11 protein-coding genes are annotated in these 13,362 nt (G+C 64.8%); 7 read left to right on the top strand and 4 right to left on the bottom strand.

Annotated features, from left to right (window positions below; genetic code table 11):
* Window positions 1–9 precede the first annotated feature (9 nt).
* The 3 genes from HYR72_06635 (at window position 10) to HYR72_06625 (ending at window position 2,527) form a co-directional block, all read left to right on the top strand.
* Window positions 10–921, top strand: a complete 912-nt coding sequence (locus HYR72_06635) for a hypothetical protein (protein ID MBI1814635.1) — start codon at window positions 10–12, stop codon at window positions 919–921.
* Window positions 922–927: 6 nt separating this feature from the next.
* A complete protein-coding gene (locus HYR72_06630; GenBank protein MBI1814634.1) occupies window positions 928–2,304 on the top strand; it encodes a hypothetical protein in 1,377 nt (458 codons plus the stop codon).
* Between the two features lie 64 nt (window positions 2,305–2,368).
* Complete coding sequence (locus tag HYR72_06625) at window positions 2,369–2,527, top strand: hypothetical protein (GenBank protein ID MBI1814633.1); 159 nt, start codon at window positions 2,369–2,371, stop codon at window positions 2,525–2,527.
* 11 nt (window positions 2,528–2,538) lie between these two features.
* Here the strand turns inward: HYR72_06625 and HYR72_06620 are convergent, their stop codons facing one another.
* The 4 genes from HYR72_06620 to rpoD all read right to left on the bottom strand — a co-directional run bounded on the left by HYR72_06620 (window position 2,539) and on the right by rpoD (window position 5,874).
* Window positions 2,539–3,354, bottom strand: coding sequence for a thrombospondin type 3 repeat-containing protein (locus tag HYR72_06620; GenBank protein ID MBI1814632.1), 816 nt, complete (start codon window positions 3,352–3,354; stop codon window positions 2,539–2,541).
* A gap of 65 nt (window positions 3,355–3,419) precedes the next feature.
* Entirely contained in the window at window positions 3,420–3,764 is a 345-nt protein-coding gene (locus HYR72_06615) for a hypothetical protein (protein MBI1814631.1), read from the bottom strand.
* Window positions 3,765–3,920: 156 nt separating this feature from the next.
* The gene (locus HYR72_06610) at window positions 3,921–4,079 is read right to left on the bottom strand and encodes a hypothetical protein (protein ID MBI1814630.1); all 159 of its coding nucleotides are present in this window, start codon (window positions 4,077–4,079) and stop codon (window positions 3,921–3,923) included.
* 31 nt (window positions 4,080–4,110) lie between these two features.
* Complete coding sequence (gene rpoD, locus HYR72_06605) at window positions 4,111–5,874, bottom strand: RNA polymerase sigma factor RpoD (protein ID MBI1814629.1); 1,764 nt, start codon at window positions 5,872–5,874, stop codon at window positions 4,111–4,113.
* A gap of 567 nt (window positions 5,875–6,441) precedes the next feature.
* Between rpoD and HYR72_06600 the strand changes: the two genes are divergently transcribed.
* From HYR72_06600 to HYR72_06585, 4 genes are all read left to right on the top strand, one after another.
* Window positions 6,442–7,797, top strand: coding sequence for a hypothetical protein (locus tag HYR72_06600; GenBank protein MBI1814628.1), 1,356 nt, complete (start codon window positions 6,442–6,444; stop codon window positions 7,795–7,797).
* A gap of 192 nt (window positions 7,798–7,989) precedes the next feature.
* Window positions 7,990–9,045 carry a hypothetical protein gene (locus HYR72_06595; GenBank protein MBI1814627.1) on the top strand — a complete coding sequence of 352 codons (1,056 nt, stop codon included), beginning with the start codon at window positions 7,990–7,992 and terminating at the stop codon, window positions 9,043–9,045.
* A gap of 219 nt (window positions 9,046–9,264) precedes the next feature.
* Window positions 9,265–11,451 carry a molybdopterin-dependent oxidoreductase gene (locus tag HYR72_06590; GenBank protein ID MBI1814626.1) on the top strand — a complete coding sequence of 729 codons (2,187 nt, stop codon included), beginning with the start codon at window positions 9,265–9,267 and terminating at the stop codon, window positions 11,449–11,451.
* 95 nt (window positions 11,452–11,546) lie between these two features.
* Window positions 11,547–13,346: an ABC-F family ATP-binding cassette domain-containing protein gene (locus HYR72_06585; GenBank protein MBI1814625.1), complete on the top strand. Its 1,800-nt coding sequence runs from the start codon at window positions 11,547–11,549 to the stop codon at window positions 13,344–13,346.
* Window positions 13,347–13,362: the final 16 nt, after the last annotated feature.

Genomic DNA, 13,362 nt, shown 5'->3' with positions numbered 1-13,362 from the left:
CAGAAGACGATGCGACTTGCGCGATTGTTGCTGGGGCTAGGGATGGTGCTCGGGGCCACACAGGCGGTGGCCGGCCCGCCGGCGCAGAAGCTGCCGTCGGCGCTTGTGGTCCTCCCCTTCATCAAGGTCATCCCGACTACTCAAGATACACGCATCGAGCTGCTGAATTTGACCGACCAGGCGATTGATCTGCAATGCTTCTACGTTTCCGGCGACGCGTCGGACCACAGTTGCAACGAGATCGGCTTCTTTCTCAGCATGAGCCCGTTCCAGCCGGTTTCGTGGCTGGCGAGCAAAGGGTTCAGCGATGTCACGACCTTCAGCCGCGTGCCGCCATTCTTTGGCGAAGGCGAGTTGAAGTGTGCGGTAATCGCACCGCGCCCGGAAGTTGAGTTTCACAACGCGCTGCAAGGACGCGCCATCGTTTTCGCTAACAACGGCCGCACCATCGGGTACAGCGGTATCGCATTCCGCCGCTTGGTCGACGGCGACTACACCGGCAGTATTCCCCTCGACGGAGTCACCTACGAGCAGTGCCCCGACAAGTTGCACTTCACTCTGCTAGCCGAGCAGTCCGGGGTATCGGAGAGCCAGGTCGTGCTGGTGCCGTGTACCGAGGATCTGCTCAACCAAGTCCCGACGCAGCCCAACGTGCAGTTCACCATCATCAATGAGTTCGAGCAGGCCTTCTCGTCGGCGACCAAATTCAAGTGTTTCAAGCGTCTGAGTCTCGCCGATATCAGTGGCACCCTTGATCGCAGCATCCTCGGGAGCGATACGGCGCATCTCATCGTGCGGGGTAGCAGTTTTTCCCTGGTGGGCTTGGCGATCGATGATTTCACTTTTGGCAGCGCTCGCCTGACGGCGGGCAACGATCCGTCGTTCGAAGGCGGGCGCTCGGCCACGGTGACGTTCCCGTAAGCGTGTATGGGCTCCTTCGGCGAATTTCTCGCGGCTGCGCTGCTGGCGTTCTTGCAGCAACTCAGCGCCATGCTCGGATCCAGTTCACCGGTGCCACTTACCGGCGTCGCGCCTGCCACCGCTACATTGACGCGCCGTCCAACCGCGGTCTTCACGACGACGGCCACTCGCCCGCCGACTCGCACGCCCAGCCTGACGCCAACGCCGAGCAACACCAGGATTCCGACGCTCACCGCCACCGCGACATTGACACGGCGCCCGAGCCTGACACCCACTGCGACGTTGACCCGGCGGCCCACGCTGACGGCGACGAGCACCTTCACTCCGCGGCCAACCCGAACACTGTCAACAACGCCAACCGTAACCTCCACCCGGACGCAGACCGGAACACGCACGCAGAGCGGAACACCGACGAGCACGCGAACACGGCGTCCCACGTCGACTCCGACTCCCACCATCGACCCGGCGACCATCCCAACCCCGACGACCGTTCCTGGGTTAACGTCGATCGGATTGGCGGTGGCCACCGGCACCGGACCGGCGCAGAAGCTGCCATCGGCGTTGCTCGTCTATCCGTTGATCGAAGCCGACGCTGGCGGATTGCCGCGCGACACCCGCATCGAAATCGTCAATCTCACTGGCAGCGCGGTACTCGTCCACTGCGTATTCATCGACAGCGTCAGCTGCAACGAGACCGACTTTGGCTTCTCACTTACTGCGAACCAACCCGTGTCGTGGATGGCGAGCCAGGGCTATCGGCCGTTCTTGATCTCCGCCGCGGCGCCGCCGTTCGTCGGCAGTGGCGAGCTGAAGTGCAATGTCGAGCCCCGCAACGCAGACCTCAGGTCGCACAATGCGTTGCAAGGCCGCGCGCTGGTGTCGCGGTCGTCCTCACCGGCCGAAGCCGTCGGCTACACCGCCATTGGTTTCCGCCGCCTGACGCCAGGGGATTTCGGCGGCACGTTCCACCTCGACGGCGAGGAGTACGAACAGTGCCCCGACCGGCTGCACTTCAGTGTGCTGGCGACGAGCGCGGCCAGCCTGGCTGACGCCGATAGCGAACTGATTCTCGTGCCGTGTACCGAGAATGTGCTGTTCGGCGGCACGACAACCAGCGTCACCTTGAAGATGATCAACGAGTTTGAGGAGACCCTGTCGGCGAATGCCACACTCGATTGCACGTTGCGCAAGCGCTTCAGCAAGATCAGCACGCTGCGCCGGAGCAGCCTTGGCACCGACACGGCGCACTTGGTTGTCCGTGGGGTTGATGTGCCGGTGATCGGGCTGGTGATCGATCGCTTTGATGCGCTAGGCAGCCGCTCGGTGTCCGCCAACGAGCCGTATCTCGAAGGTGGCCGCTCCGCGGTCGTGCAGCTCCCGTAACCCGCCGAAACGTTTTGACCAGCCGTCCGCGGCTGAGTAGGATGCGGGCAGAAGGACGACCCCAATGAGGGAGTTTATCTACGGTCTGATTCTCGGTGCCGCGAGCATTTGGTGCTATCGCTACTTCGACGCGGCGGGCATCCTGTCATATCTGAACAGTTCCACGCAGTGGGCGGTGGAATCGACGCGCGGCTACGGCGGCAAGGTCAGCACCAAGAAGTAAACGTAGCCCCGCTATCGACAGGCCAGCGCCGTGCGGCCGCAGCCGGAGCGCAACGCCTGCTGAATCAAATCCACCATTTCGCGTGCCGAGATTTTTCCGCTGCGTCGCAATTCGCGCAGCGCGCGCGCGACACACCGCACGTATGTGCCCTGTCCTGACCATTCCCCGCCGCTGCGTGGGCCTTGGCACGGGCAGCGGCGGGTGAGATTGCAGCCATCGTCGCCGACCGGTTGATCGGCGGTCGTCGCCCCGCACTGATCGCAGGCGTCGCCGACCCCATCACCGTCCGCGTCGTGTTGATCGAAATTTGGTGTGTGGCGGCAGTTGTCGACCGTGTCGCCAATGCCGTCACCGTCGCTGTCGTGCTGATCGGCACCGGCGGGCTGCGCCACCAGCACCACGAGGTAGCCGATAGACTGAGAGTTCGACGAGCTGAGTATCACGGTGAAACGGGGGAGATGGATGTCTTGCCGTCGCCCGCTGATCAGGACCACGGTCGTATCGTTGATCCGTGCGTCGACCACCAGGCGAGTCTCCGCGCTCTTCCGCTGCAGAAATCCTGAACCGGCGAGGGTGAAGGATTCGGCATGCGCGTCAAAGCCGGTGACGGCCGCGACGTCGGAGTTGCCGGGGAGCGGCAGGGGCTCCAGGTCGAAGGAACCGGTCAACGGTTGCGCCGGGGGCGGTGGGTCGACACAGCCCCGACAGGTCGCGGTAATCGAACTACCGGGGCCGAGTACGTAACGTGTTCCCCCGGCGCGCGCCGCCTCGGGCGCGGTGAGGATCAGTGCGAGAGCCACGCACACAGCAATGCCTCGCCCTATCATTCGAATTCACGTTACCGACGCGTGCTAGCCGAGGCAAGCCGCGGGGAGTGGCGTGGCGTTGCGACTCAGCCGCGCGCGCCACGTCGCGGCGATTCGGGGGTTGGCACCAGCGGCGTGGCCTGATCACGTTCCGGAATTGGCGTGTGAGTTGGGCGCACCAGGGACCGACCATGAGGCCCATGGGCGCTCCCGGGCGTACGGTGGTGATGTTGATCCTTGCCGGTCTTGCACTCGAAGACCCGGCGTGTCGAGGTGTGGAACTGCATGGCCACGTCGGCCGGAGCCTTGCCGGCGTTCAGCGCCGCGCGCACGGCCGCGCAGTTGAGCTGTCGCGCCGACAGCGGTGCGGCAGGCAGTGTGAGCGTGCCGAGGAGCGCCGCGGTGAACAAGCGAAAGGGTCGGGAACTCATGCCAGCTTGCCATCGTCTAGTGGGTGAAGCCAAACCAGTCAACCAAGGACACGGTGCAGGCAAACCTCACCGGCTGCGGGGCGGTAGCCACCGCGAGTTGTTTGGAGCGAAGCGTGTATCAGGAAGTGTCCGGCCGGTAGACGGCCGTGAAGCGTGTTAGGCGAGAGCCCGCTTAGGCTTCGTAACCACCACCACCTCCTGCCCATTCACCCGCAACGTACGCCGATCGGTCGGCGTTTGCCGCCCGCTCTGTTTGCGGGCTCGAGCTTCGCGCCAGTTGCGCAGCTCCTTCTCGAGATTTTGTTTGATCATCATACTACCTCCACACGAGGCTCGATTTGACGGCTCAATTGCCGACAAACGCCTCGATACTCTTCGCCCGGCTGGGGTGGCGCAGCTTGCGCAGCGCCTTGGCCTCGATCTGCCGGATGCGTTCGCGCGTCACCGCAAATCGTTGGCCCACCTCCTCCAGGGTGTAATCCGACTTCTCTCCGATGCCGAAGCGCATGCGGAGAATCTGCTCTTCACGCGGGGTCAGCGTCGCCAACACCTTGCGCGTCTGCTCTTCCAGGCTGGTGTACACCGCCGCGTCGGACGGCGACACGGTTTGGCGATCCTCAACAAAGTCGCCCAGCGAACTCTCCTCTTCGTCGCCGATGGGCGTCTCCAAGGAGACCGGCTCCTTGACGATGCGGAGCACCTTGCGGACCTTGTCGAGCGGCATCTCCATCTTGGCCGCGATTTCCTCGGGGGTCGGTTCGCGACCGAGCTGTTGCACCAGGTAGCGCGATGAGCGGACCACCTTGTTGATGGTCTCGATCATGTGCACGGGAATCCGAATCGTGCGGGCCTGATCGGCGATGGCGCGACTGACCGACTGCCGAATCCACCACGTGGCGTAGGTCGAGAACTTGTAACCGCGCTGGTACTCGAACTTCTCTACCGCGCGCATCAGACCGATGTTGCCCTCTTGCACCAGGTCGAGGAAGCCGAGGCCGCGATTGGTATACCGCTTCGCGATGCTGACCACGAGGCGGAGATTGGCTTCGATCAGTTTCTTCTTGCCATCCTGCGCCTTGTTCTCGCCGGCGCGGACGACGGAGAGGACGCGGTTGAGTTCGTCTTCGTCCATGCTCACTTCGCGTTCCGCTTCGCCGATGTGGCGGCGTGCGGTGCGGATCTCGTCGACCACCCGCCGAGCGTCGTCGGGCTGCAGCCGTAGCTGGCGGCTGGCGCTGGCCACCGACCGTCCATCTTCCGCTCTGAGACGGGTGCCGATCTTGAGCACTTCGGTGGCGGGCCGGCGCAGACGATGCTCGTAGCGCCGAATCACCTCATGCTGTTGGCGAATGAAGATGGCCCCTTTGCGCAACCGCTCGACGATGGTGTTGATGTGATGGCGGCCGATCTGGAGCTGATCGAGCGTCTGGCGCACACGCTGAGTCGCTTGCTTGAGCTTTCGTTCGACCTGCTTGTGGCGTGGCATGTGGCGTGCCTTGCGTTCGGCAGCCTCGGCATCGCCCTGATCGGCAACGTACCGGCGTAGCTTCTCGAGCAGCTTGAGGATCGCACCCTCGTTTTTCGCTTGTTGCTCGATGTGCTCTTCGGGAGTTTCGCCTTCTTCCTCTTCTTCGGTCGACTCTTCGTCCTGCAGGTCGCGCTCGGCCATCTCGCCGGCCTTGATGAGATCGGCGAACTGCAGCAGATAGTTGATCGTGAACTGCAGGGCGAGCACCTGGTCGGTCACTTCGCGTTCGCCGGTCTCGATTTGTTTGGCGATCTCGACTTCCTGCTCGCGGGTGAGCAGCGAAACCGCCCCCATCTCCTGGAGGTACATGCGAACGGGATCGGAGGTGTCCTCGGCGTAGCTCTTCTCCTCGCGCTCTTCTTCACCCCACTCTTCTTTTTCCTCGGTTTCCTTGGGGACGGCGGCATCGGCGAGGGTCTCGACCGCATCAACGTCCATCTCGCCCAGCATGGAGATGACGCCCTCGATCTCTTCGCCGCGGGCGATATCCTGCGGTAACGCCTCGCCGAGATCGCCGAAGGTCGACGCCGTGGTCGTCAGCTCCGATCCACGCGCCGCGCGCCCTGAAGCGGGCGATGGCATCGAAACCGATCGCTTGCGGGGGGCCACTGGCTCCCGCTTGGACCGTGGGCCGGGATTATGCTTCTGCCGTGTCACACGCACGTGGGCGGCCCAAGCCTAAAACTGCTGGGTCTGCATCAGGTTCGGGATGGAAAAGTTGGGATCAACGCCGCGCTCAGGCCCGTCTTCAAGACCAAATTCGTCGCACTGCTGACGGGAATGCCGATGGGCGTATTTAAACGGCCGCATCGGGAGAGTCAAGCCCTTTGGCGCCGAAGAGGAAGAAAAAATGTGAGGTCAGGCCTTGGCAGAGGGCTACTCGACGGCCCTCATTCGGAGCAACGACCTCGAAGAGTACGGTTGGTTGCCGTCGCGCGCTGCGCCGTTAAGGCCCAGACGGGGCGGATCGATCCCGCTCCCCGACTGCCAGAGGAGGTGATCGGAGCCAACGCGTGCCTAGCCACAAGTGGACAAGCCAGCAGGGCGCGGGGTAGGGTTCGCCACAGAGAACCCGATGCGCAGCGAGTTCACGGTGATCATTGAGCGCGACGGCGATTGGGTCAATGGCGCCGTGCGCGGCGGCTCGTGATGTTCGACTGGTTTCTGACGCCGCTGCCTGAGGTCAATCCGATGCCGCCGATGCCGCCGATGCCGCGCCGCGTGGCCGGCGCGCTGCCCGCTCTACCCGCGCTGCCATGGGTCGGCGCGGGTATCGGCTTGCTGCGCAACCCGACCGCGTTCTTTCAACGAACGCGTGCGCGCCTGGGCGACACCTTCGTTGTCGACGTCTTCGGCTATCGCCTGTTCTGCGTGTTCTCGCCCCGTGGCGTGCAGCAGCTCTACGCGTTCGCCGAAGACCAGGCGAGCTTCGGGCTGGCTACCTTCGAGTTGGTGCTCAAGCGCAAGCTGCCGCTCGAACTGCTAGTCGGTCGCCGCACCTTTCCGCATACGCTGTTCGGCAAACAAGAGACCGAGGATTATCTCGGGTGTCTGGAGGAGGCGGTGGGCGCGCAGATCGAGGAACTGGGCGCGCACGGCCGCTGCGAGATCTTTGCGACCATGCGCCGGCTCGGCAATCGGCTCGGGCTGTCGTGCTGGGCGGGCCGCGAGGCGGCGACGCCACCGACGCTCGATCGGCTGATCCCGCTCTTCGACCGCCTCGATTCCGGCGACTCCTTCGTGCGCCCGGCGCAAGCGTTCGTCACCTTCGCGACGCGCAAGGCGCGCGAACGCCGCGCCATGCACGGCATCGAGGAGATTTTCACGGAGATCTTGCAGGCGCGGCAGCGCACCGGCATCCGCCTTGGCGACTATCTCGAACGCATCGCCGACGGATTCGCCGATCTGCCGGCGGGTCAGCGCGAGATCAACGCGGCCCGCGATATCATGGTGTTGCACATGGGCGCGCAGTCGAATCTCTACGCAGCGCTGGCATGGACGCTGGTCAATCTGCTCTTGCACCCGCAGTACCTGGAACGCGTGCGTGACGGTGACGACACGTTGCTGGAGCAGTGCGCCAACGAGTCGATCCGGATGGCGCAGCGTTCGATCACGCTGCGGCGGGTACTGTCCCCGCTCACGATCGAGATCGAGAGTGGGCGATATGCGCTGGCGCCCGGCGTGATGCTGACCACCATGCTGCCAGTCAACAACAACAGTGCGGCGCGCGGGCTGGATCGCTTCGACCCGCGGCACTATGAAGGGCGGCGCTTGGCCAAGGACGTGCCGCTGCCGGCGCGCGAGTTGGTGAGCACGTTCGGCCACGGCATCCATTCGTGTCCGGCGCAGCGCTTTTCGATTTCCGCTATTCGCATCGCCTTGCGGCGATTGATTGATCGCTACGACCTACAGCCGCATTTCAGCGCCGCCGTGCCGCGCCCGCGCCAGGTGGGCGGCGTCGCCCGCGCCGCTCACCCCTGCCTGATGACCTACGCGCGCCGCTGATGCGGCGAATCCCCCACACGCGCTGGGGGGCTTGCCCCACAGCGCGTGCGGCTTAGCCCGCGGGAACCTTCGATCCGCGGCATTTCTTCCTTTCGAGTGTCAGCCCACAAGTTGGCAAGCCGATTGCCTTAGCTCTTGTCAGTGCTCGCGTCGGAACCAATGAGTCCTAAGAGCTGCAAGGAGGATCAGCCCATGAAGACCACGATGCAACTATCCGTACTGGCCGCCACCGTGCTCGCGCTCGCGCTTTCCCCCGCGCGCCGCGCGGCAGCTGATGACGAAACCTTTGATACCGAGATCAAGATGCAGGCCTCGCTCGATGCTACCAACTGCGACGCCACGCCGCCGACCGTCACGGTGCTCGGCCTCACGATCGATGTCAGCACGGCCACGATTGAGGTCGAGAGTGGCGCGGCAGATCCGGGTGAGGCCGACGACTCCACCAGTCATCGGCATGGTAGCGGTGGCGGTAACGATCCCGCGCCGGGCGGTTGCTACTACTGCGCGCCGCCTCCCACGCCTACGCCGACAGCGGCACCGATCGCGGCGCCGATCACCAACGGCTGTGCTGGGCTCGTGGTCGGCAAGTTGGTCGAGGTGCGATTGGCCAGCGACAGCACACCGCTGATCGCCACTTCGGTCAAGCAGACAGGCAACGGCAACGCCGAGACGGAGATCAAGGCGCCGATCCAGGGCATCGATGCCGGCTCGATCACGTTGCTTGGGCTGTCGGTCGATGTCAGCGGCGCCGGCATCGACGGTTCGGACAACGACGACCAGAGTTCCGAAGCCATTGATCCCAGCCAACTGATGGTCGGCCAGTTCGCCGAAGTGAAGTTGGCGTCAAGCACCCTACCGCTCGTGGCCACTGAGCTTGAGGTCAAGAACTTCGCCAACCAGGTCGAGGTCGAGATCGAAGACAACCATGGCAACGCGATCAACGATGTCGACGACGACGGTAATCCGGTCGACGATATTTCCGTCGACGTGGTCGCGCTGACCACCGTGCAGAATCCGACGCCAGCCAATACTGCCGTTGGAACCGTCGGCGGGCGCACAGGAAAGCGGCTGCACTTTCACACCAACGCCAACGGCAACTGCACGCTCAACGGTTTGCCGACCGGGTTTGCCAAAGTCGTCGTCACTCGGGTGCAGGCGGGCACCACAAGCGTGAGCCGCCGGATCGCCCGCGTCCGAGGCAACGAGACGCGCCGGATTCGCATCCGCCTGCGGCCGATCCATCACTAGGCTGCGTTACACAAGCGGCACCTCGAACGGGGTGCGGGCAGCTCGCCCGCACCCCGTTTCATTTGGCCGACACGCGCTGTAGTGTGTGCACAACGCGACGTTGCTCGGCTGCAACATGGCACGGCGCGTCTGGCCGCGCCGCCCTGCGCGGCATCGTTTGCAACTGGCGGCGTGAAAGTTGCGGGAAGCTCGATGATCGTAGCGACGGGAGGACAACGCATGGCGACGACGGTGCTGAGGAGCTGCAATCTCTGCGAGGCCGGATGTGGCCTCAAGTTCGAGGTCGAGGGCAATCGCGTCGTCGCGGTGCGGCCGGATGAGCACGATCCACACTCGCACGGTTACGTCTGTCCCAAAGGCATGGCCATCGCCGACATTCATCACGATCCCGACCGGCTGCGCCGCCCCGTGCGCCGCGGCCCGGACAGGCGCTTTCACGAGGTGTCGTGGGACGAGGCGTTTGCGCTTGCGGGCTCGCGGCTGCGTGAGATCCGCGCCCGCCACGGCGCTGATGCCGTCGCCGTCTACTTCGGCAACCCGCTGGTACACAACTATAGCGGCATCACCATGCTCGGGTCGTTTCTCAACGCGCTCGGGAGCCGCAATCGCACCGGCGCGGGCTCGCAGGACACGTCACCGCGCTTCGCCGCGTCCTACTATCTCTACGGGAACACCATGGTGATGCCGGTGCCGGATCTCGACCGCACCGACTACTTCCTGTGCGTAGGGGCGAACCCGGCTATCTCGCAGGGCAGCGCGATGGTGACGCCCGACGTGCGCGCCCGCCTGCGTGCGATCCGCGAGCGCGGCGGCAAGATCGTCATCGTCGATCCCCGCTTTACGGAGACCGCGAAGCTCGCCGACGAGCATGTCTTCATTCGGCCCGGCGGCGACGCCGCTTTCCTGTTAGCCATGGTGTACGCGCTGCTCGAAGCCAAACGGATCGACCCAATCGCGTTGCGGCAGATCACGACCGGATGGGATGAGATCGCATTGCGGCTGCAGTCGTTCTCACCCGAGCGCACCGAAGCTATGACCGGGATCGCCGCGAGTGTGACCCGCCGTCTGGCCCTCGAGTTCGCCACGGCGGCGCGCGGCGTGGTCTACACCCGCGTTGGCACATGCAACAACGCGTTCGGCACGCTGGCCACCTGGGCCAACGATCTCCTCAACCTGGCGATGGGTCGGCTCGGCGCCGAAGGCGGCGCAATGTTTCCCGAGCCCGCCCTCGATGCGTCGCAGTTCGTCAAGCTCGGCGGCATGAACGGACACGACCGCTGGCGCAGCCGCGTGCGCGGCCTGCCGGAGACCGGATGCGATTTGCCGGCGTCGATTTTGGCCGAGGAAATCGAAACCCCGGGAGCGGGCCAGGTCCGTGCGATGGTGACCGTCGCCGGCAACCCGGTGTTGTCGACGCCGAACGGCCGGCGCCTCGATCGCGCGCTGGAGCAGATCGAGTTCATGGTGTCGGTCGACTTGTACATCAACGAGACGACGCGGCACGCCGATCTCATCCTGCCACCGTGCTGGTCGTTGGCCGAAGACCATTCGGAACCGCTGTCGCCGAGTGTGTCGCTGCGCAATGCCGCTCGCTGGTGTCCGCCGGTCGTGCAGAAGGAAGCCGGCGAACTGGCCGACTGGGAGATCCTGTTGCGACTGACCGAAGAGCTTGGCGGCGGTCCGACCGGGATGAAATGGATCGACGGGCCTCTGCGCCTCGCGAGCAAACTGGGGTGGCGCTACGACCCCGAGCGTACGCTCGACTTGTTGTTCCGCATCGGCCCGCACGGCGATCGCTTCTTGCCGTGGAAGCGCGGGATCAATCTGGCGCACGTGAAGGCGTCACCCTACGGCGTCGATCTTGGCGCGGCGCAGCCTGGGTTTCGCCATCGGTTGCAGACCAAAGACGGAAAGATTCACCTGGTCGCCGCGCCACTGATGGACGCGTTGGCGCGGCTCGAAGGCGAACTGGAGCAGCCGCATCCGAGTGACGAAGTGCTCCTCATTGGACGGCGCGAACTGCGCACCAACAATTCATGGATGCACAACGTGCCGTCCCTGGTCGCGGGTCGCGATCGCTGTGTGTTGTACGTCCATCCGGACGATGCCGCGCGCGCGGGACTACGCGACAGCGAGCCGGCGATGGTGGAGAGCCGGGTGTACAGCGGCATCGTTCCGGTGCGGGTCACCGACGAAGTCATGCCCGGCGTCGTCAGCCTGCCGCACGGCTGGGGTCATGCGGCGAGTGCGGCGTGGCAATCGGTTGCAGGCGCGCATGCGGGAGTGTCGGCGAACGACTTCACCGACGACCAGCGCGTCGAAAGCGTCGTCGGCCAGTCGATCCTCAACGGCGTCCCCGTCCGTCTGCGGCGTGTGGAGAGTGGGAGCGTCGACCGCGCGGCGTGAGGTGCGCCGGTACCCTTGAATAGCGGGACACTTGCGATGCCCGCTGCGCACCATGCTTCAGCTTCCGCGTCCGCTGAGGTACAAGGCGCGTCCCGATGTCTCTCTTGCTCAGTTGCCAAGCCATCAGTAAAGCCTACGGCACCGCCCCGCTGTTCGAACAGCTCTCCTTCGGGTTGTTTGAGGGCGATCGTGTCGGCCTGGTCGGCCCCAACGGCAGCGGCAAGTCGACGCTGCTGAAGATCCTCGCCGGGATCGAGACCCCGGACAGCGGCACGCGCGCGGTGCGCAAGCTCCTGCGCTTGGGATACGTGCCGCAGGACGCGACCTTCCCGCCGGATCAGGGCATTGAAGACATCGTCACCGCCGCGCTTCCCGACGACCTCGTCGATGCGGACGAGCGCCACACGCGGGTGAGCATCGCGCTCGCCAAGGTTGGCTTTCCCGACCCGCGACAACGCGCAGCGACGCTGTCGGGTGGGTGGACGAAGCGCTTGGCGGTCGCTTGCGCGCTGGTGCGCGCGCCCGACCTGTTACTGATGGACGAGCCCACCAACCATCTCGACGTCGACGGCATCTTGTGGCTGGAGAAGCTGCTGCGTGCGGAAGCTCTCGCGTATTTGGTTGTTAGCCACGATCGCTACTTTCTCGAGAACGTCGCCAATCGCATCATCGAGTTGAACCGCTGCTATGCCACCGGCGTCCTCGATACGCGCGGCACCTACAGCGACTTCCTCGAGAAGAAGGATGAAGCGCTGCGCGGGCAAGAGAGCTATCGCGCGACCCTGGCGAACCGCGTGCGCGGCGAACTCGAATGGCTGAAGCGCGGCCCCAAGGCGCGCACGCGCAAGTCGGGGGCGCGCATCCAAGACGCAGCGTTGTTGCAGGCTGAACTCGCGACGGTCACGAGTCGGACATCGACCCGCGCGGTGCGGATCGAGTTCAACGCATCCGACCGCAAGACCAAGCGGCTGCTGGTCGCCGAGCAAATCGCGAAACGCTTCGCCAGCCAAACGATCATCGAGGGGCTCAGCCTGACGCTGTCGCCCGGCATGCGCCTCGGGATTCTTGGCCCCAACGGCAGCGGCAAGACGACGCTCCTGCGCTTGCTGGCGGGTGATGAGTCCGTCGATAGTGGCACGATTGAGCGCGCCGACGGGCTGCGCATTGTGTATCTCGATCAACACCGCGAGCAGATCGACGACACGCTCACACTCCGCCGCGCCCTCGCGCCGCATGGCGATCAGGTCATCTATAACGATCGGCCGCTTCACGTTGCCACCTGGGCTAAGCGCTTCCTGTTCCCGAGCGAGCAACTCGACATGCCGGTGGGGCGGCTGTCGGGCGGCGAGCGGGCGCGCGTGTCGATCGCGCAACTCATGTTGCGCCCGGCGGACGTGCTGATGCTCGACGAGCCGACCAACGACCTCGACATCCCGACGCTCGAAGTGTTGGAAGAGAGTCTGCTCGAATTCGGCGGCGCAATTGTGTTGGTGACCCACGACCGTTTCCTGTTCGACCGCGTGTCCACCGTGGTGTTGGCGCTCGATGGCACCGGCCGGGCGGAAGTCTTCGCCGACTTCCAGCAATGGCAAGATGCGCAGCGCGGGCAAGTGACGGTCGAGAGGCCGGCTGCGGCCAGCCCGGTCGCCAAGCCCGCGCCAAGTGGCGTCAAGCGCCTCTCGTACACCGAGCGCCGCGAATGGGTTGCGATGGAAGCGACAATTCTGGCCGCCGAACAGGCGCTCGAAGCGTGCCACGCGGCGACCAGCGATCCCTCCGTCGCCGCCGACGCCGCGGTGCTGCACCAACGCTACACAATGCTGCGGGAAGCGCAGGAGCACGTCGATCGCTTGTACGCACGCTGGGCCGAACTGGAAGCGAAGCAAACGCAGTGATCACATTGCGTGGCGA

The organism is Deltaproteobacteria bacterium, assembly GCA_016178705.1.
In the GTDB taxonomy this organism is placed as follows: Bacteria; Desulfobacterota; Binatia; order HRBIN30; family JACQVA1; genus JACOST01.
Note: the sequence above shows the minus strand (reverse complement) of the source record. Positions and strands in the feature narration are given on the sequence as shown.